The following is a 19,942-nucleotide window of genomic DNA, read 5'->3' on the forward strand; positions in this document are numbered from 1 at the left end:
GCCCTTTGCCCCCCCTTTTGCGCGTTGATCTTGCAGTTGTGGTGCCTGACAAACCCGGACATCCTGGGAGTGTCGCGGCACCACAACTGCAAGATCAACGCGCAAAAAGGGGGGTCAGCGCGACAAGATGGCGGTCACGCCCTGGCCGCCGGCCGCGCAGATCGAGATCAGGCCGCGGCCCTGGCCCCGCTGGGAGAGGAGCTTCGCCAGGGTCGCCACGAGCCGGCCGCCGGTGGCCGCGAACGGGTGACCGGTCGCCAGCGACGAACCGTTGACGTTGAGGCGCGATCGGTCGATCGGGCCCAGTGGCTCGTCGAGGCCCAGGCGGTCCTTGCAGAACGCCGGGTCCTCCCATGCCCTCAGGCTGGCCAGGACCTGGGACGCGAACGCCTCGTGGATCTCGTAGAAGTCGAAGTCCTGGAGCTTGAGTCCGGCCCGGGCGAGCATCCGCGGCACCGCGTAGACCGGGGCCATGAGCAGCCCGTCGTCGCCGTGCACGAAGTCGACGGCGGCGGTCTCGGCGGTGTCGAAGTAGGCCAGCACCGGCAGCTTCCGGGCGGCCGCCCAGGCCTCGGACGCCAGCAGTACCACCGCCGCACCATCGGTCAGGGCCGACGAGTTTCCGGCCGTCATGGTCGCCGACGGCCCCTTGCCGAAGACCGGCTTCAGCTTGCCCAGCCGCTCCAGGGTGGTGTCCGGGCGCAGGGTCTGGTCGCGGGTGAGGCCGAGGTACGGCGTGACGAGGTCGTCGAAGAACCCGCGCTCGTAGGCGGCCGCGAGGTTGTGGTGCGAGGCCAGCGCGAGCTCGTCCTGCTCGGCACGGGGCACGCCGAAGTCGACGGCGGTCAGGGCGGCGGACTCGCCCATCGACAGCCCGGTCCGCGGCTCAGCGTTGCGCGGTATGTCCGGCTTGAGCTGAGTCGGCCGGAGTTTGCTCACCGCGCGCAAACGGGCACCCAGCGAGCGGGCCCGGTCGAACTCCATGAGGATCCGCCGCATGTCCTCGTTGACGCCGAGGGGCGCGTCGGAGGTCGTGTCGACCCCGCCCGCGATGCCGGCCTCGATCTGCCCGAGTGCGATCTTGTTCGCCACGAGGATGGCCGCCTCTAGACCGGTTCCGCAGGCCTGCTGGACGTCGTACGCCGGAGTCCGCGGGTCGAGGCGCGATCCGACCACGGATTCCCGCGTGAGGTTGAAGTCACGGCTGTGCTTGAGCACCGCACCCGCCGCGACCTCGCCGAGCCGCTCGCCGGCCAGGCCGAACCGCGCCACGAGTCCGTCTATAGCGGCGGTCAGCATGTCCTGGTTTGATGCAGTGGCGTAGGCGCTGCCCGAGCGCGCAAAAGGAATGCGATTACCGCCGACGATCGCGACTCGAACCGGGGCCATCGGTGTCTCCATTCTCGACGCGCCAGGGCATCGTGAAGTTACCCTACTCGCGAGTAGGGTAACGCGTTTGTTGTGACTGGGGAGGCACTGCAATGTCCGATCGTTACGCCAACTTCGCCCACTCGGGCGCCGGGCGGTTCCTCGTCAAACGCCTTGGCCTGCCCGATCCGCCCAGGCTGCGCCGCCACAGCGCGGGTGACCCGGTGCTGGCCGGACCCGCGCAGATCGGCGGGTCCGGCCGGCTGGTCGAACCGCTCCACAAGATCATCGAAGGGCTGCCGAAGGCGGAGGGCGGCGACCACAACGCCGTCCTGATCTTCGACGCCACCGCCATCGTCGACACCGCCGGGCTGCGCGCGCTCTACGACTTCTTCCATCCGGTCATCCGCTCGCTTACCCCGTCCGGGCGGGTCGTCGTCCTCGGCAGCCCGCCCGAGCTTTGCGCCAACGCCCGCGAGGCGACCGCGCAGCGCGCGCTGGAAGGCTTCGTCCGCTCGGTCGGCAAGGAGGTCGGCCACGGCTCCACCGCGCAACTGCTGTACGTCGCGCCCGGCGCCGAGGACGCGATCGAGTCGACCCTGCGGTTCCTGCTGTCGGGCCGGTCGGCGTACGTCTCGGGGCAGGTCGTCCGCATCGGCCCGACGAGCGTCGACGTGCCCGAAGACTGGGAGCGGCCGCTCGTCGGCAAGACGGCGATCGTGACCGGCGCGGCCCGGGGCATCGGCGCGGCGATCGCCGAGGTGCTCACCCGCGACGGCGCGCACGTCGTCTGCCTCGACGTGCCGGCCGCCGGCGAGGACCTGAGCCGGGTCGCCAACGAGCTCAAGGGCACGGCGCTGCAACTCGACCTGACCGCCGAGGACGCGCCACGCCGGCTCGCCGACTTCATCGCGACGCGGCACGTGCACGCCGACGTGTTCGTCCACAACGCCGGGATCACCCGCGACAAGACGCTCGGCCGCATGGACGAGCAGCAGTGGCGGTCGGTGCTCGACGTCAACCTGTCCAGCCAGGAACGGATCAACGACGTCCTGCTGGCCGAGAACCTGCTCGGCGGCAACGGCCGCATCGTCTCGGTATCCTCGGTGTCCGGCATCGCCGGCAACCGCGGCCAGACCAACTACGCCACGTCGAAGGCGGGCGTGATCGGCCTGGTCGAGGCCAACGCGGCCGCGGTCGCCGCGCGCGGGCTCACCCTCAACGGGGTCGCGCCCGGCTTCATCGAGACGAAGATGACCGCCGCCATGCCGATGTTCGTCCGCGAGGCGGGCCGCCGGATGAACAGCATGTCGCAGGGCGGCCTGCCGGTGGACGTGGCCGAGACCATCGCGTGGCTGGCCAATCCCGCATCGGGCGGGGTCAGCGGCAACGTGGTCCGGGTCTGCGGCCAGAGCCTCCTGGGGGCCTGATGGGGACCGAGGTCGTGGAACTGGACCGCCCGCCGCGGCTGGGCCCGCTCTACCGGGCTGCGGCGCTGCGCCGCGGCACGGCCGCCGATCCGCGGCTGCCCGAACGCGCGCTGGTGCTGCGGGGCGTGCGGGTCGACCGCGAGCACATGGCCGAATACGACCGGGTGTGCGGGTTCCGCCTGCGTGACGAACTGCCCGCCACCTATCCGCACGTCCTGGCGTTCCCCCTCACCCTGACCCTGATGACCGGCGCCGACTTCCCGTTCCCGCTGCTCGGCCTCGTGCACGTCGAGAACCGCATCCAGGTCCTCCGGCCGCTGCTGTCCTCGGATGCGTTTGACGTGGCAGTACGGGCTGAGGCGCTGCGCCCGCACGACCGCGGCACCCAACTGGACGTCGTCGCGACCGCCACGATCGACGACGAGCCGGTCTGGAGCTCCCGCTCGACGTACCTGCGCCGGACCGGCACCGGTTCGGACCGCTCGACACCGGACGGACCGAAGGAGCGGGCCCGGCCGCCCCGTCCCAGCGCGACGTGGCGGATCCCGCGGCGGACCGGCCCCGACTACGCCGCGGTGTCCGGCGACCGCAACCCCATCCACACGTCGCGGCTGCTGGCCAAGGCGTTCGGCTTCCCGCGCGCGATCGCCCACGGCATGTGGACCAAGGCGCGCTGCCTGGCGGGGTTGGAGGGCCGCCTGCCGGACACGTACGAGGCGCACGTCGCCTTCAAGCTGCCGATTCTCCTACCCGCAACCGTCGGTTTCAGCACCGCGACCGATGGTGCGAGGTGGACGATCGGAGTGCACGACACACGGACCGGCAAACCGCATCTGACCGGCTCGATCGACACTGTCGAGGGAGGTCACGGCAGCGGGCCGCCGGTTCGGTGACCGTGCGTCAATCCTTCACCGTGTCCGGGGGCCCAGAAGACCGTGCAGACGCCCATCGAGGTCACCCTCGCGGAAGACGACGACGCCGCGCCGGCCGACGCGCGGGCCACCGCCGGCCGGCGGCGCCTCGTGACGGCCGGCCGGCTGTCGCCGCTGTTGTTGCTCGTCGCGACGGTAGCGGTCCTCTGGTGCTACGAGGTCCCGCCCGCCACGACCGCGATCTTCGCGCTCTACCTGGCGCTGGGCATCACCCTGCCCGGCACCCTGTGGTGGCGGTACCTCCTGCGGGGACGCGGCTGGTTCGTGGCCGACGTCGCCGCCGGCCTGGTGCTCGGCTACCTCGGCGAGGTCTTCTGCTACGTCGCGGCCCGCCTGCTCGGGCAGCCCCTGCTCGTGCTCGCCTGGCCGCTCGCCACGGTGACGCTGTTCACGACCGTCCCCGGCCTGCGCCGCTACTGGCGCAGCGATCCGGGCGCCGATCGGCCGCCGCCGCTGTGGCGCTGGTGCATGACGGGGCTGGCGGCGGTCCCGCTGCTGTGGAGCGTCAAGTTCTACCGGATCTACGGGCTGCGCTTCCCGTACAACTCGGCGCCCGACACCGACTCGACGTTCCACCTGGCGCTGCTCGGCGAGGCGAAGCACCACATGCCGATGGTCGTGCCTTGGGTCACCGACGAGCCGCTGTACTACCACTGGTTCACCTACCCGGAGATGGCGGCGACGAGCTGGGTCACCGGCATCGAGCCCAACGTGCTGCTGCTGCGGCTGTCGATGCTGCCGATGCTGATGGCGTTCACGGTGCTCGTGGGGCTGCTCGCGGGCAAGGTCACCGGGCGCTGGTGGACCTCGGTGGCGGCGTCGGGGGTGACGCTGTTCGTGCTGTCGCCCCATCCGTACCAGTGGCGGGTCGGCGAGTTCTACCGCAATCTCGCGTTCAGCGGCCTCGACGACGGCTCCTCGCTGCGGCTCACGGTCTGGACCGGGCCGACGCAGACGTTCGGCGCGCTGCTGTTCGTGCCGCTCGTCCTCATGCTGGTCGACCTGCTGCGTGACCACCGCGACGGGCGCCGCTGGGCGCTCTTCACGCTGCTGCTCGCCGGGGTCATGGGCGGCAAGGCGACCTATGTGCCGCTGCTGCTCTGCGGCCTGCTCCTCGTCGTCGCCGTCGAGCTGCTCCTGCGCCGCCGGCTCCACCGCGGCGCGCTGATCGCGCTCGGCCCGGCCGTCGCCGCGCTCGCCTTCTCCCAGCTCGTCCTCTTCGGCGCGACGAGTCAGGGCACCGCGCTCAAGCCGCTCGCCGATGTGGTCACCGGCGGGCTGGGTATCAGCACCGGCTACTCCACCGGCGAGGTCACCGGCCGCCTGCTCGTGCTCGCCGCGCTCACCGTCTTCGCGTGGGTGTGCGTCTGGGCGGGGCTGGCCGGCCTGCTCCGCCGGCGCCTGCCCGCCCCGGAGCTCACCGTCCTCGTCGGCGTCGGGATCAGCGGCGCCGCGGCCACGATGCTGACCGGTCAGTCCGGCGACAGCCAGCGGTTCTTCCTCGAGGCGGCCCGCCCGTACCTGTCGGTCGCCGCGGTCGCCGGACTGGTCGCGCTGCTGCCGGCCGGACGGATGACGGTGCGCCGGGCGCTGCCCCTGCTCGGTGCGGCGCTGCTCGGCGTCGTGGTCGTCCAGGCGATCCAGAGCTCCGGGCGCGGCTCCGTGCCGAACGTCGGCAACACCGGGTCGTACGGCAATCTCACCCGCGCGATCGTCCTGCCCCACGTCGCCCTGCTCGGGTTCGCCGTGGTGTCCCTGGTCGCGCTGCTGGTGGCCCGCCGGTGGCTGCCGATCACGCGGGGCACGGCCGCGGCGCTCGTGGTGGCGCTGCTGGCCGGCTACGGGCTCAACACGACCGTGCAGAACTTCTACCTCGTGCTGCGGGAGTCGCGGCAACACGGCTGGCGCGACGTCATCCACGGCTCGCCACTGGTCTCCGAGGGCACGCTCGAGGCCGGGCGCTGGCTGCGCGACCACTCCTCACCCGACGACCTCGTGGCGACCAACGCGCATTGCGTCACGCTCGAGGGACGGTGCAGCAATCTACACTTCTCGATGACTGCCTACAGTGAGCGCCGCATGCTCGTCGAGGGGTGGGGCTTCTCGACCACCGCGCACGAGGAGGCCGCCCGGCTCGACACCTGGGTCGGCCACGTCCCCTACTGGAAGCCGCGGATCCTGGCCGACAACGACGCCGTGTTCGAGGATCCATCGCCCGAAACGGTGGACGTGCTCCGCGACCGATACCGGATACGTTGGCTATTCGTTGACGAGACGCAGAGCGACGTCTCGCCGGCTCTTTCGACCTTCGCTACCGAACGCTATCGGTCAGGGGTCTGCGTCGTGTACGAGCTGCCCCGTTCCTGACCTGGCCGCCCGGGCGTACCGAACCCGCACAATCGCAGCATCCGTTAGGTAGGCTCCAGTGATTCCCACGAACCAGCTCACGGTTCCATTCAACAAGGGCTATCTGACCGGCGCCGAGGCCGACTACATGCGGCAGGCGATGACGAGTGGTCCGATGACGGGGGACGGCCCCTTCACCAAGCGGGCCAGCGCACTACTGACCGAGATCATCGGCGCCCGGCAGGCGCTGCTCACGACCTCGTGCACCCACGCGCTCGACATGACCGCGCTGCTGCTCGACCTGGAACCCGGCGACGAGGTGATCGTCCCGTCGTTCACGTTCTGCTCCACCGCCAACGCCTACGCGCTGCGTGGTGCCGTGCCCGTGTTCGTCGATTGCCGGCCGGACACCCTCAACCTCGACGAGCGGCAGGTCGAGGCGGCGGTCACCGAGCGCACCAAGGCGATCGTCGTGGTCCACTACGCGGGCGTCGGCGTCGAGATGGAGGCCATCAACGCGATCGCCGAGAAGCACGACCTCGTCGTGATCGAGGACAACGCGCACGGCCTCGGCGGCACCAACCACGGGCGCAACCTCGGCTCGATCGGCGCGATGGCCACGCAGAGCTTCCACGAGACCAAGAACGTCCAATGCGGCGAGGGCGGCGCGTTGGTCTTCAACGACGACCGCTACTTCGAGCGGGCCGAGATCATCCGGGAGAAGGGCACCAACCGCGCCCAGTTCTTCCGCGGCATGGTCGACAAATACCGCTGGATCGACGTCGGCTCGTCCTACCTGCCGTCCGACCTGCTGGCCGCGTTCCTCACCGCGCAACTGGAGCACTTCGACGAGATCCAGCGCCGCCGCCAGCACGTCTGGGCCAGCTATCACGAGCGGCTCGCGGCCTGGGCCGCCGAGCACGACGTGGTCCAGCCGACCGTGCCGGAAGGCCACGAGCATCCCGCGCACCTCTACTACCTGCTGCTGCCCGACCTGGAGAGCCGCCAGAGCATGCTCAAGCACATGCTCAGCCATGGAGTGCTCGGCACGTTCCACTACCAGCCGCTGCACGTGTCCCCGGCCGGCCAGCAGTACGGCCGGGTCGGCCCGCAGGGCTGCCCGGTGACCGAGGACGTCGCCGACCGACTGCTGCGCCTGCCGCTCTACGCCGGCATGACCGACACCGACATCGACACCGTGATCACCACGGTCGAGACGTTCCGGCCACGCGGATAACCCGGTCGCCGTGGTCGCGGAGCAGCAAGCGGGCGAGAAGACCGCCCCGGCCCGGCCATGGCTCATCCGCACGATCGGCACGCTGGCCGGCGATCGCCGCGTCCGCTACCTCACCGTCGGCGGCGTCTCCTCGGTGTCGTACTACGCCTTCTTCGCGGGCATCTACCTGCTCACCCGCGATCACCTGCACTACCTGGTCCCGACGGTGATCGCCAACTTCCTGTGCGCGCTCGTGACGTATCCGCTGCAGCGGCGCTTCGTGTTCCGGTCGACGGGACGGGTCGTCTCCGGCTTCGTCAAGTTCTACCTGGTGTGCCTGTGGGCGCTGGCCTACACGTTCGTCGGCCTGCCGGTGCTGGTCGAGCTCGTGCACATCCCGGTGCTGATCGCGCAGGCGATCCTGATCGCAACCGCGCCGATCATCAACTACCAGTTGAGCAAGCTCTGGGTCTTCCGCACCAACCCCTAACGCCCCCGCCCCCACCCCCGCCCTTCGTGCGTTGATCTTGCAGTTGTGGTGCCGAGACACTCCCTGAATGCCCAGTTTGTTAGGCACCACAACTGCAAGATCAACGCACGAAGGGCGCGGTGAACGCTGGGCTAGCGGCGGTCGGCGGCGGCGCCTCGGTTGATGTGCTCGCGGATGACGTAGGTGGGGCGGCCCATGCCGTGGGAATGCACCCGGCCGAGGTACTCACCGAGCACGCCGATGCCAATGAGCTGCGCCGACGAGAAGATCGCGACCAGTGAGGCGAGCGTCGTGAAGCCCGCGACCGTGGTGTCGCCGTGGAAGTACTGCCAGACGAGGCGGATCGTCAGCAGCAGGCCGCAGACGCCGATCAGGGAGCCCAGGTAGGTGACCATCCGCAAGGGCTTGGTCGAGTAGCCCAGGATCATGTTGACCGCGTGCTTCATGAGCGAGCGGAGCGTGAAGCCGGAGGTGCCCTCGGTGCGCTGGTCCATACGCACCGACACCGAGCCGACCCGGGTCGTGGTCCACGACAGCACGATGTCGACCGACACGTGCGGCCCGCTGACCTGGTCGAAGCCCGACCGCAGGAAGGTGCGGAAGATGCGCAGCGCGCCCAGCACGTCGGCGTTGGGAATGCCCATCGTGCGGCCCATGACCAGCGTCTTGGCACCCCAGGAGGTCAGGTTGCGGACGGCGCCGTGCTCCTCGACCTCGGAAACCGCATACACCACGTCGAGGTCGTCGGTGAGGGCGTCGACGAGCTTCGGCAGTTCCTCCGGCGGGTGCTGGAGGTCGTCGTCCATCGTGATGATGCGGTCGTGGGCCGCCGCGCGGATGCCGGCGATGAGCGCATTGTGCTGCCCGTAGTTGCGAGCCATGCGGATCGCCTGGACGTGCTCGAACTTCCCGGCGAGTTCGCTCGCGACGCCCCAGGTCTCGTCCGTGCTGTCGACGACCAGGATCACCTCGTGATCCGGGTGGATCGTGGGCAGAACGCCGTTCAGGCGCTCCACGAGCGCCGGGAGGATGCGCGCCGAGCGGTAGCACGGGACGACGACAGACAGCGACACCTTCGGAGACTCCTCACAGTAACCGGGCATCTCACCCAACGCCGGTGACCACGGTTCGGACTCGCCAAAGCTCTCTGACCGGGGTTGTTCAGCCGATTCAGGTCTGGATCGTGATGATCCGGGTGAACTCGTGCAGCAGGTCGAGCCCGTCCCAGACCCCGGCGAACGTCAGCGCCTGCCCGAGCGGCACGATGCGGTCGATGCCCCGGCCGGCGAGCGTGGTCACGAAGTCATCGAGCTCCGACATGGTGAAACCGAACTGGCTGAGCGTCTGGTCCTTGCGCCGGATCACCGGCGCCAGCTCGGCGAGCGACCCGATCGTGACGTGACAGATCGTGCCGGCCCCGAGCCAGTGCCGCTGGACCTCGTCAAGCCCGCCCAGCTCCACATGGGCCACCGCGTTGCCGGCGAACGCGACCCGGGTCGCCGCGCCGGTCGCGGCCAGCCCGTAGGTGGCCACGCGCTTCTCCACCGCCATCGCGGCGTCGACCGCCCAGCCCCGCCGCGCGACCACCTCGCCCAGCAGCGTCGCAAACTCGGCCCTCGCCTCCTCTGCCGCCGCGGCGTCGCCGACCCAGAACAGGTCGCGCGGCGACGAGCAGGCCGCCTGGTCGAACCAGTAGAGGTCGTTGGCGAAGCCGTCGGCCGCCGCCCGGCGCCGGGCCGGCGTCGCCGCCTGCCACCCGGGCACCGAGATCGCCGCGAACGACGAACGGTCCGGGAACGCGAGGTCGCGGGTCAGCGGCCGCACCGGGTGCCTGCGGAGCAGGTTCACCGACTGGTCGCCGCCCCACAGCACCCGCAGGTCGCAGGCGCCCATGAGCGCGCCGGTGACGGCGTCGTCGCGGTCGTAGGCGACCATCCGCTGGGTCTGCGTGATCGCCGGGTGGGCGTCGGCGAGCACGTCGTTGAGCGCCTCGAGCACCGTCTGCGCGGCGCCGGCGGAACGGCTGGAGATCCGGACGATGTTGTGGTTGCCGGCGAGGGCCGAGAGCGCCCAGGAGTACACGAAAATCGTGTCCACATTGGCCGGCGGGAAGTGCACGACCAGCCCGCGCGGGGCGCGGCGCCGGCCGCCGACGCCGTCACCCAGCCGTTCGACGGCCCGGGCGAGCTCACCCTTGCGGAGGAAGAAGCCCAGCGAGCCGAGCTCCGGATGCCGGCGGGCCAGGTCGGGCTTGAGCAGCCGGCGGGAGAAGGCGATGAGGAACTCGCGGACCCGCTCGTCGCCGACGGCCAGCCGGCCGCCGTCGGGCTCCTGGGAGACCTCCGCGAGCAGTCGTTCGACGCCCGAGACCGGCGCACCGGCGGGGAAGCGCGGCTCGACGGCCGTCATGCCGATCCCCCGGCAAAGGTGTCGCTGCAGCCCCGGGCCTCGGCCCTCGCCAGGCGGCCGAGGATCGAGAACCGTTTGCCCGGCCAGGCGCCGTCGTCGATGCCGTTGATCACACCGAGGTCCTCGGTGAGCAGGACGTGCCCGGGGTACGACTCCGGCAGCGTGCTGACCACCTCCACCAGGCCCGGCCTGCCCGGGGGCAGGGGCTCCCACGTCTCCGGGTCGCGGATGACGACGTCGGCGAAGTCGGGACAGTAGAGCGAGTCGCCGTCGGGGCCTTCGAGGTAGACGACGCCGATCTGCTCGACCATGCCGTAGAAGTTGTGGATCCGGGTGAGGCCGGTGCCGGCCTGAAAGGCCCGGCGGAACTCGGCGTTGTCGACCTGGCGATCGACCAGCTTCTTCCAGCCGCCGGAGTGGACCAGGATGCCGTTGCTGAGGTCGAGGCCGTTGTCACGGGCGAGCTCGTAGAGGTACAGCCACACCATGAAGGTGAAGCCGAAAATCAGGAACGGCTGATCGCCGTGCTCGGCGAGGAAGCCGCGCACCGCCGCCACGTCGGGCTCGCCGTGCTCGTCCAGCGCCCACACGTGGTCGCGGCCGAACGTCACCATGCCCAGCACACCGGCGCCCCGGGCACTGAACGAGCGCCGGTTCTTGACGATCGCCGTCGAGTCGACGATGAGCATCGGCAGCCGCTTCGGCCCGAGCACCGTTTGCAGGGTCCGGCCCAGCATCCGGGTCTGCGCCGCGGCCGCCGCCTTGTCCAGGTAGACGCGGCTGACGTCACCGGTGGTCCCGCTCGACGTGAGAACCTTGAAGACCTCGTCGTCCGGGATGCTCTTGAGCTGCCGGGTCTTGAACAGCCGGACCGGCAGCCAGGGCAGATCGGCGATCGCCTGGTACTCGCGGCCGGAGCCGTGGCCGATCGCGGCGAGGATGTTGGCGTAGGCGGCGCCGCGGGCGCGGTGCCGATCGGTCAGCTCGACCAGCCGGGGCAGGAGCTGGGCCTCCCGCTCCGGCTGGGCCAGCGTGAAGACGTTCATCGCGCGGACTCCAACGTGCGGTAGTCGGTCTTGCCGTTGCTCAGCAGCGGCAGCGCCCCGATGTCACGGACCTCGAAGCCGGACCAGTGCAACTTGAGCCGTTCGGCGAGGTCCTGGCGGAGCCGCGTGGCGTCACCTGCGCCGCCCACGACGAAGACGATGATCTTGTCGTCGCCGGCCACCGCCGCCGCCGGGCCGGGCAGCATGCCCTCGATGTCGTCGAGGTTGAGCCGGACGCCGAAGACCTTGCCGAAGCGCTTGAGCCGGCCGTCGATGAAGAGGTAGCCGTCGGCGTCGAGGTGGCCGAGGTCGCCGGTCTCGAGCAGACCGCCCTGGTCGTCGCCGCGGGCCAGGTCGGCGGCCGTCTCGGCGTAGCCGAGCATCACGTTGGGGCCCCGGTAGAGCACCTCGCCGCGCACATCGGGCTCGGTCGACTCGGTGCCGTCATCGAGCCGCACGCTGAGTTGCCCGCCGGGCACCGCCGGGCCGACCGACCCGAGCTTCTCGGTCAACCGGTCCGCCGGCAACGTCGTGAGCCTCGGTGCGGCCTCGGTCTGCCCGTACATCACGAAGAGCCGGCCCGACACCGACTTCATGCGGCCGTGGAAGTCCTCGATGAGCTCGGTCCGCAGCCGGCCACCCGCCTGGGTGAGCGTATGCAGGCTCGGATACTTCGCCGGGTCGAAGCGCAGGCGCCGCAGGATCTCGTATTGCGAGGGGACCAGCGCCAGCGACGTCACGCCGTGCTCGGTGACGGCGGGCCAGAAACCCCGGCCGAGCAGCCCGTCCGCCTCGACGACCACCGTCGCACCCGCGGCCAGGTGCGTGTTGAGCACCGACATGCCGAACGAGTAGTAGAACGGCAGGCTGCTCACCGTGACGTCGGCGCCGGTGATGCCGAGCGCCTCGATGATCGAGGCGGTGTTGGCCGCGATCGCGGCACGGGAGAGGCGAACCAGCTTGGGGTTGCCGGTCGAGCCCGAGGTGGCGAGCAGGACGGCCAGGTCCGGATGGGGCACGGCGGCCGACGGTGTCTCGCGCTCCCACAGGGGACCGAGCCGCTCGTCCGACGTGAACCGGTAGCCCTTCGGGGTGTCGTCGGGAAGGGGGCCGGCCACCACGGCGGGCTCGAACCGGTCGACGAAGTCGGCCAGCGTCTCCGCCGGGAGCGTCGGGTCGAGCAGGGCCAGCGGGCGACCGGCCTCGAACGCGCTGACGTATCGCACGACGGCGTCGACCGTGGTCGGCATGGGGAGGAAGACGACACCGGGCGTGCGGCCGGCGTAGGCGCCGGCGGCGGCGGCGAGTGCCGTGCCCGGCACGACGGCGCCGGTGACGGCGTCGATCAGCCGGGCGTCCGGGTGCGGCAGGGTCATACCACGAGTCCGCCGTCGACCTCGATCACCTGGCCGGTGACGAACCGGGCGCCGGCGGAGAGCAGGAACGCGACCACGTCGGCGACGTCCTCGGGCTCGCCGAGGCGGCGCAGTGCCGTGGCGGCGACCCGCTCGGCGCGGCCGGCCTCGTCGAGAGAGTCGAGCATCTCGGTCGCGATGAAGCCGGGCGCGACCGCGTTGACCCTGATGCCGGCCGGGCCGAGCTCCTTGGCGGCGGCGCGGGTGAAGCCGGCGACCGCGGCCTTGGTCGCGCCGTAGACCACCTGGCCGGCGGCGCCGGCGGTGCCCATCACCGACGAGAGCAGGACGACGGCGGGCGCGGCGCCGCGGCGCAGCAGTTTGACCGACGCCTGGACGGTGTGGGTGGCGCCGACCGCGTTGACCGCGAAGAGCCGCTCGACGGCGGTGTCGCTCATCATGCCGAGCAGGCCGGCCTCGTGGACGCCCGCGTTGACGACCAGGGCGTCGAGGCGGCGGTGCCGCTCGAAGACGAGGCGGACCATCGCCGCGACGTCGGCGGCCCGGCTGACGTCGCCGTGCACGACGAGCGGGTCGATGCCGAACTCCGCCGCCAGCTCGTCGGCGGTCGGCTTGGCCGAGCCCTCGCGCATCCCGTGCAGGACCAGTTGGTAACCCTCGGTGGCGAGTTTTCGGGCGATCGCCCGGCCGATCCCCCGGGACGAACCGGTGACGAACGCGACCCTCGCCGCATCAGCCGGTGAGCTCAATGCCGTGCTTCCCCAGGATCTCGACGGCCTTGTCGAAGGAGCTCAGGTCGATGACCTCATCGGTGTCGATCATGACGTCGAACGCGTCCTCGATCTCCGCCACCAGGGTGAGGTGGGCCAGCGAGTCCCACTGTTCAATGCCTCGATATTCAAGCTTGTCGACTTCAACCTCCTCCGGGAGACCCAGCGCGGTGCGAAAGGCGGCACGGAGACGATCGAGATTGCTCATCAGATCTGGGTCCTGTCCGATCAGGGCTCAAGCCGGTCGGCCGCCACCGTCTCGGGGCGGCACCCGCGAGCGAGTGTACCGTTGGCGTTTGACCATCTCGGGAGGTTTTCGGTGCTGCGCGACGCTTTTGACACGGATGTGGAAACCATCCGTCAATGGCGTAACCATCCGAGGACCCGCGGGGCAAGCATCCATACCGCGTACATCACTCCTGAGGGTCATGCGCAGTGGTGGACGAAGGTTCGGGCAGACCCGACCAAGCGGGTGCTGATCTTCTCGTACCGTGGCCAGGACTGCGGCGTGGTGACCTTCAACGACCACGACGAGGCCGCGGGCACGGCCGAGTGGGGCTTCTTCCTCGACGTCGACGGCCTGACCGAGCGTGGTGAGCTGCTGCCGGCGTGGATGGAGCTGGAGAAGGCGGCGGTGGCCTATGCGTTCGACGAGATGCGGCTGGAGTCGTTCGGCGGGCGCACACTGGCATGGAACAAGCAGGTGATCGCCCTGCACCGCCGCTTCGGCTTCGTGGAGGTGCCGGAGCGTGCCTACACGACGGAGATCGACGGTCAGGAGCAGTCCGTCGTATGGACCGAGAAGACGCGCACAACCTGACGCAGGATGTTCGCCGGCCAGGTGATTCACGCCGTCCGCAGGGTCTCATGAGGGGGTCGGGTAGCCGTCCCGGCTCTCATGCGGGGTCGGCAGCCGGCCCGGCTCTCATGCAGGGTCGGGCAGCCGGCCCGGCGCGAGGCGGTCCTCGGGATCGAGGGCCCGCTTGAGCCGGACCGCCGCGTCCGTCAGGTGCCCCGGCCCGTAGGTCTCCACCAGGTCGCGCAGCTCCACCGGGGCGCGCAGCAGGGTGCAGCCCCCGCCGCCCCGGGCGAGCAGGACCGTGCGGGCCGCGGTCAGCATCCCGTCGAGCCGCTCCGGCGCGATCGAGTCAGGCAGCGCGACCTCGGCGACGCCCAGCCCGACCGACCCGCGCACGGGCACCGGCGTCCCGGCCGCGTCCCGCAGCGCATAGACGACCGCGAACAGCTCGCTCGGCCGGCCCCAGATCTTCAGCGCGACGTCGTCGGCTCCGAACGGATACCGCCCCCACCAGGCCGGCGGCAACTGCTCGACGGTCGCACCGCCACCGAGAAGCTTGGCGGCCGCCTCGGCGCGGGCCAGGGCGGCCTCACGCGAGCCCTCGAAAAGCGCGGAGAGCTCCGCAGGGCGAGCGCCGGATCCGCCGGGGAGGTCGGCCTCGATCGCGGCCGGTTCCAGCGACGATCCGACGACGGCCTCGGTGAGCCGCTGCACCTCGCGCGGCGTGGCGACCGGGCGGACGACCCAGGCCCGGGCGGCGGGCATCGGCTCCAGCCGGACGGTCGCCTCCGTGATCACGCCGAGCGTGCCATACGACCCGCAGGCGTCCCGGGCGAGATCGCGCCCGTCGACCTGCCGCTCCAGGCTGCCCTCGTCGAGCGCCATCCGCACCCCGACGACGAGGTCGCGCGGCGCACCGAACCGGTGGCGCAAAGGGCCGGCCTCGCCGGTCGCGAGGACACCGCCCAGCGTCGCGCCCGGCGACCCGACGTCGAGTGGCAGCCGCTGGCCCTCACGCAGCAACCGTGCCCGGATCGCCCGCATCGGCGTGCCCGCCGCGATCGTGGCGGTCAGCTCGCCGGGCGAGTGCTCGAGCACCCCGGTCAGCCGGGCGAGGTCGATCAGGACGTCCACGTGTGTGGGCGGCGCGCCCCAGTCGAGTTTGGTACCGGCTCCGGTGGGCACGACCGACAGGCCCTCGGCCGCGGCGAACCGCAGCACCTCGGACACCTCGTCGGCGTCGCCGGGTGACACCACCCAGCCGGCCGGCACCCCGTCGACGGTATCGGCCCGACCCGCCTCCCAAACGTGGCTAGGACCGCATACCACCGCCAACGCCTCGATCACCGTCACCGCTGCTCCCGCTTCCCTGTTCACCAAACGCCACCGTGAGTGCGGGGAAGATCGGTCGAAGGGAATCGCGGTAGCCGGTCCTGGCTTTCCCAAAGACGCGCTCGAACCAGTATCGAACATGCGTTCGAGAGCCTATGCCGTGGCTACCTCAGTCGCAAGGCCTTCTTGAAGAACGCTACCCGGTCGGTGCCGGCGGCGGCGAAGCCGACCAGGTCGTGGCCGGTGTCGTAGTCCTTGCGCTCCTTCGTTCCGGCGACGGCGTCCGCCAGCTCGGCCCGCTCCGCCGCCGGCACGATCTGGTCCTGCCGGCCGAACTGGAGCAGCACCGGCCGCTTGCCACCGGCCGCGACGTAGGGACCGGCGTCGAACCGCCCGAGCGCGTTCAGGTAGGCGTGCCAGTCGGGTGGCACGTGCTGCTTGACCATCCAGCGGGAGATGCGGCCGGTACCGGCGGCCAGCACCACGGCGGACAGCCGGGTCTCCAGCCCGAGCAGGATCGCGCCCTGGGCAGCGCCCCAGCTATGGCCGGCGAACCCGATCCGCGAGCCGTCGCAGTCGGAGCGGCGGGCGAGCAGGTCGAGGGCGCGCCGCTGGGCGACGACCGAGTCGGCGACGGCCTTCGCGTCGGCCGCGGCGTCGCCGGTCGGCTTGAGCGGCAGACCCGGCACGCAGACCAGGGCACCGTGCCGCGCGACCGCCATGGCCTCCTCGAGCAGCGTGTCCCGGTTGCCGTCGCCGCCGGGGGCGTAGACGACGGCCGGCAGTCGCCCGGTGAACGACGCCGGGCCGATCACGTAGGCCGGGACCTCGTCGTGGCCGCGGGTGTCCGAATACGTGACGTCCTCGAGGATCACGCCGTCGCCGGTGCGCTTGTCGGTGAGCGTCGCGTTGAGGGTGGCGTTCTTGTCGTAGTTGAAGAGCTTCTTCAGCTCGGCGAGCGGAACCGCGGCGGGAACGTACCCCGAGGGGTCGAACGTCGACGCGGCCGGCCCCGACGGGGCAGGCGAGCCACCCCCCGCCCGTGGTGTCGTCGTCGACCCCTCGGAGCACGCCTGGACCAGCATCCCTGCCAGCCCGATCACTCCGATGTGCAACACCTCGCGACGCCGCACCGCATCCCTCCGTGGTCTCGCCCGAACTACGAGACCATGACGGTACCGGCGTCACTTCCTCCTGTTGCTGAAGACCGACGAACGACACCGACGGTTGCACCGACTTCGATGACACCTGGGTGCCACCCGGAACCTAGTAACGTTGGCATGCGTGACGAGCGAGCAGCCGCCTACCGCGAAGCGGGTCCCCCACGAACGGACGCACCACGGTGACACTGTGGTCGACGAGTATTTCTGGCTCCAGCAGAAGGACGATCCGGACACGGTGGCCTATCTCGAGGCCGAAAACGCGTTTACCAGCGCGGCGACCGCCCACCTCGAAAAGCTGCGCGACACGATCTTCAACGAAATCAAGACGCGCACCAAGGAGACCGACCTCTCGGTGCCCACCCGGAAGGGCGGCCACTGGTACTACACCCGGACGGAGGCCGGCAAGCAGTACGGCATCCATTGCCGTGTGCCGGTGGTCGACGGCCAGCTCGACCCGCCCGACATCGGCGCCGGCGCCGGACTGCCCGGCGAGGAGATCCTGCTCGACGGCAACGATCTCGCCGGCGACTCGGACTTCTTCGCCCTCGGCACCTTCGACGTGAGCGTCGACGCCAACCTGCTCACCTACAGCACCGACTTCTCCGGCGACGAGCGCTTCACGCTGCGGGTCAAGGACCTGCGGACCGGTGAGCTGCTGCCCGACACGATCGAAAACGCGTTCTACGGCTCGGCCTGGTCCGCCGACGGGTCGACGCTGTTCTACCTGACGGTCGACGAGGCGTGGCGGCCGAACAGGGTCTGGCGCCACACGATCGGCACACCGTCCACCGACGACGTGGTGGTGCACGAGGAGCCCGACGAGCGCTTCTGGGTCGGCGTCGAGCTGACCCGCAGCGAGCGGTTCATCCTCATCGACATCAACAGCAAGATGACCAGCGAGGTCCTGGTCATCCCGGCCGACGCGCCGACCACGCCGCCGCGCCCGGTGGCACCCCGCCGACAGGGCGTCGAATACTCGGTCGAGCACCACGGCCACCGGTTCCTGATCCTGCACAACGACGGCGCCGAGGACTTCGCCGTCGCGTACACCTCGGTCGACAATCCCGGCGCGTGGACCACGCTCATCGAGCACGAGCCCGGCACCCGCCTGCTCCAGGTGGATGCCTTCTCCGGCCACCTCGTCGTGTCGCTGCGCCGCGACGGCCTGACCGGGATTCGGGTGGTCCCGCTGCACGGCGCCGCGCCCTACGACATCAGCTTCCCCGAGCCGATCTACGCCGTCGGCCCGGAGTCCAACCTGGAGTACGACACCACCTCGTTCCGGCTGCACTACGCGTCGCTCGTGACGCCCGACTCGGTGTACGACTGCAACCTGGACAGCGGCGCGCTGACCTTGCGCAAGCAGAAGCCGGTGCTCGGCGACTTCGATCCGACCCGCTATGAGCAGCATCGCGAGTGGGCGATCGCCGAGGACGGCACGCGTGTCCCGATCTCGATCGTGGCGGCGAAGGGCACCCCGCGCGACGGCTCGGCTCCGGCACTGCTCTACGGCTACGGTTCATACGAAGCGTCGATGGACCCGTGGTTCTCCATCCCGCGGCTGTCCCTGCTGGACCGCGGTGTGGTCTTCGCGGTCGCCCACATCCGCGGCGGCGGTGAGATGGGCCGCCGTTGGTATGACGAGGGCAAGCTCCTGGCGAAGAAGAACACGTTCACCGACTTCGTGGCCGGTGCCGAGCACCTGGTGAAGGCCGGCTGGACGGCCACCGATCGCCTGATCGCGCGCGGCGGCTCGGCGGGCGGCCTGCTCATGGGCGCGGTGGCGAATCTGGCGCCGGAGTCGTTCGCCGGCATCGTGGCCCAGGTCCCGTTCGTCGACGCCCTCAACACCATCCTCGACCCGTCGCTCCCGCTGACCGTCACGGAGTGGGAGGAGTGGGGCAACCCGCTGGCCGACCCCGAGGTGTACCGCTACATGAAGTCGTATACGCCGTATGAGAACGTGACGGAGCGCCCGTATCCGGCGATTCTGGCCGTCACGAGCCTCAACGACACGCGCGTCCTGTACCACGAGCCGGCCAAGTGGGTCGCCCGCCTCCGCGCCCTCTCCCCGTCGACGGACGTCCTGCTGAAAACCGAGATGGGCGCCGGCCACGGCGGCCCGAGCGGCCGCTACGACGCCTGGCGCGAGGAGGCGTTCATCACCGCGTGGGCGCTCGACAAGCTCGGCAAGGCCTAGTTTCGTTCCGCTTTCCCAAGTGCCGTTTTCCCCAGGTGCCGGTCCGGCGAGTTTGGCGCTGGACCGGCACTGACCGTTCGCGGACGAGGGGCGGTTTTGGCGAGGGCGGGCGACTTTCGCGGACGCGGGCGACCCGCGAATACGGGCGGCTTTGGGGGCACGGCCGCTTGCGGACGCGGGCGACCCCTACCTTTTGCAATGTGACGGTGACGTACGGTCGCGCAGATGGCGTCCGTCGATCATTGTCGCGACTGGACCCGGGCGGCGCGTTCCGAATCGGGCAGCTCCATGATCAAGCAAGGCCGCGAAGTTAAGCCCAACGGCCTCTTGTCAACCCGGACCAGGCTGACAATTCGGGCGCTGTCCTCGGAGGCGTCGCCGCCGAGGACGCCGACCGGCACACGCTCCTGCGCAATCCCGCCGCCAGGCCGGGCGACCCCATGATCATGGGAAAGATCTGGCCGCCCCGATAGCCAGATCTTTCCCATGATCATGAAGTCGGGAGGCAGGGGGCGGATTGAAGCGGATTGAAGCGTAACCGGGGCCAGTCGGCGCACCTCGGCGGGTGACACTTCTTGAGTCCGTGCGTGCTTTGCCGGTTTTGTCAGGTTTGACCAAGGGCTATTGGATGCCTTCGCGGCCTTGTCGTCGGGGCAGCAGATTGCTTCCCGTGATCTGGGCGGACGAGCGGGGGGCGTGCTCCACCGGCGCCGTGAAGTGGTCCGCGAAGGGGCTTGCCCGTAGCTGATCCACAGGCCCTATGTGGCGAAACAAGGAGTTTTGCGTTATCCACAAGAGGCTGTTCCCATCTGTGGATAACCTACTGGCAGCCTGTGGATGAGTGCTGGTTGGGCTGTGGATAAACACGTGGGTGCGCCTTGGGTTCATCCGTGTATCACCAGGTTGATGGCTGCTGGCTGACGAAGATGGTCGATCCGTGGTCGGGTTACGGTGGTGCTGCCCACAGGCGTTACCCACAGGCTGTGGATAACCGCTGCCAGCCACCCGCGGCGAGCCGGCACAGCCGGAGAACGAGCCCGCCGGAGATACAGGCCAGCGGACACG

Annotated in this window: 16 protein-coding genes; 7 read left to right on the forward strand and 9 right to left on the reverse strand. The window is 70.3% G+C overall.

Features of this window, described 5'->3' with window-relative positions:
* Positions 1 to 114: 114 nt before the first annotated feature.
* On the reverse strand, positions 115 to 1,389 hold the full coding sequence (locus tag Drose_RS37135; RefSeq protein ID WP_260725859.1) for an acetyl-CoA C-acetyltransferase: 1,275 nt from the start codon (positions 1,387 to 1,389) through the stop codon (positions 115 to 117).
* A 92-nt stretch (positions 1,390 to 1,481) separates the two neighbouring features.
* Between Drose_RS37135 and Drose_RS37140 the strand changes: the two genes are divergently transcribed.
* The 5 genes from Drose_RS37140 to Drose_RS37160 are packed head-to-tail and all read left to right on the forward strand — an operon-like array spanning position 1,482 to position 7,782.
* Complete coding sequence (locus Drose_RS37140; protein WP_260725860.1) at positions 1,482 to 2,798, forward strand: 3-oxoacyl-ACP reductase; 1,317 nt, start codon at positions 1,482 to 1,484, stop codon at positions 2,796 to 2,798.
* Positions 2,798 to 3,691, forward strand: coding sequence for a MaoC/PaaZ C-terminal domain-containing protein (locus Drose_RS37145; protein ID WP_260725861.1), 894 nt, complete (start codon positions 2,798 to 2,800; stop codon positions 3,689 to 3,691). The genes Drose_RS37140 and Drose_RS37145 overlap by 1 nt, the downstream gene beginning before the upstream one ends.
* Positions 3,692 to 3,733: 42 nt before the next feature.
* Positions 3,734 to 6,097: a hypothetical protein gene (locus Drose_RS37150; RefSeq protein WP_260725862.1), complete on the forward strand. Its 2,364-nt coding sequence runs from the start codon at positions 3,734 to 3,736 to the stop codon at positions 6,095 to 6,097.
* Positions 6,098 to 6,155: 58 nt separating this feature from the next.
* Positions 6,156 to 7,313 carry a dTDP-4-amino-4,6-dideoxygalactose transaminase gene (rffA, locus tag Drose_RS37155; RefSeq protein ID WP_260725863.1) on the forward strand — a complete coding sequence of 386 codons (1,158 nt, stop codon included), beginning with the start codon at positions 6,156 to 6,158 and terminating at the stop codon, positions 7,311 to 7,313.
* Between the two features lie 10 nt (positions 7,314 to 7,323).
* Positions 7,324 to 7,782 carry a GtrA family protein gene (locus Drose_RS37160; RefSeq protein ID WP_260725864.1) on the forward strand — a complete coding sequence of 153 codons (459 nt, stop codon included), beginning with the start codon at positions 7,324 to 7,326 and terminating at the stop codon, positions 7,780 to 7,782.
* A gap of 131 nt (positions 7,783 to 7,913) precedes the next feature.
* Here the strand turns inward: Drose_RS37160 and Drose_RS37165 are convergent, their stop codons facing one another.
* From Drose_RS37165 to Drose_RS37190, 6 genes are all read right to left on the reverse strand, one after another.
* Entirely contained in the window at positions 7,914 to 8,855 is a 942-nt protein-coding gene (locus Drose_RS37165; protein WP_260725865.1) for a glycosyltransferase family 2 protein, read from the reverse strand.
* Positions 8,856 to 8,952: 97 nt separating this feature from the next.
* Positions 8,953 to 10,191, reverse strand: coding sequence for an acyl-CoA reductase (locus Drose_RS37170; protein WP_260725866.1), 1,239 nt, complete (start codon positions 10,189 to 10,191; stop codon positions 8,953 to 8,955).
* The gene (locus Drose_RS37175) at positions 10,188 to 11,237 is read right to left on the reverse strand and encodes a LuxE/PaaK family acyltransferase (RefSeq protein ID WP_260725867.1); all 1,050 of its coding nucleotides are present in this window, start codon (positions 11,235 to 11,237) and stop codon (positions 10,188 to 10,190) included. The genes Drose_RS37170 and Drose_RS37175 overlap by 4 nt, the downstream gene beginning before the upstream one ends.
* Positions 11,234 to 12,613 carry an AMP-binding protein gene (locus Drose_RS37180; protein WP_260725868.1) on the reverse strand — a complete coding sequence of 460 codons (1,380 nt, stop codon included), beginning with the start codon at positions 12,611 to 12,613 and terminating at the stop codon, positions 11,234 to 11,236. Before Drose_RS37180 ends, Drose_RS37175 begins: the two co-directional genes overlap by 4 nt.
* Positions 12,610 to 13,362: an SDR family NAD(P)-dependent oxidoreductase gene (locus Drose_RS37185; RefSeq protein WP_260725869.1), complete on the reverse strand. Its 753-nt coding sequence runs from the start codon at positions 13,360 to 13,362 to the stop codon at positions 12,610 to 12,612. Before Drose_RS37185 ends, Drose_RS37180 begins: the two co-directional genes overlap by 4 nt.
* Positions 13,346 to 13,591 carry an acyl carrier protein gene (locus Drose_RS37190; protein WP_260725870.1) on the reverse strand — a complete coding sequence of 82 codons (246 nt, stop codon included), beginning with the start codon at positions 13,589 to 13,591 and terminating at the stop codon, positions 13,346 to 13,348. Before Drose_RS37190 ends, Drose_RS37185 begins: the two co-directional genes overlap by 17 nt.
* A 111-nt stretch (positions 13,592 to 13,702) precedes the next feature.
* On the opposite strand from Drose_RS37190, the gene Drose_RS37195 reads away from it, so the two are divergent.
* Positions 13,703 to 14,203, forward strand: coding sequence for a GNAT family N-acetyltransferase (locus Drose_RS37195; RefSeq protein ID WP_260725871.1), 501 nt, complete (start codon positions 13,703 to 13,705; stop codon positions 14,201 to 14,203).
* Positions 14,204 to 14,308: 105 nt separating this feature from the next.
* Here the strand turns inward: Drose_RS37195 and Drose_RS37200 are convergent, their stop codons facing one another.
* Positions 14,309 to 15,454: an FAD-binding oxidoreductase gene (locus Drose_RS37200; protein ID WP_260725872.1), complete on the reverse strand. Its 1,146-nt coding sequence runs from the start codon at positions 15,452 to 15,454 to the stop codon at positions 14,309 to 14,311.
* A 224-nt stretch (positions 15,455 to 15,678) separates the two neighbouring features.
* A complete protein-coding gene (locus tag Drose_RS37205; protein ID WP_260725873.1) occupies positions 15,679 to 16,647 on the reverse strand; it encodes an alpha/beta hydrolase family protein in 969 nt (322 codons plus the stop codon).
* Between the two features lie 151 nt (positions 16,648 to 16,798).
* On the opposite strand from Drose_RS37205, the gene Drose_RS37210 reads away from it, so the two are divergent.
* Positions 16,799 to 18,877 (forward strand): S9 family peptidase, encoded by a 2,079-nt coding sequence (locus tag Drose_RS37210; protein WP_260725874.1) that lies wholly within the window; start codon positions 16,799 to 16,801, stop codon positions 18,875 to 18,877.
* The last annotated feature ends 1,065 nt before the right edge of the window (positions 18,878 to 19,942 follow it).

It is taken from the genome of Dactylosporangium roseum (assembly GCF_025264685.1).
GTDB classification, from domain to species: Bacteria; Actinomycetota; Actinomycetes; order Mycobacteriales; family Micromonosporaceae; genus Dactylosporangium; species Dactylosporangium roseum.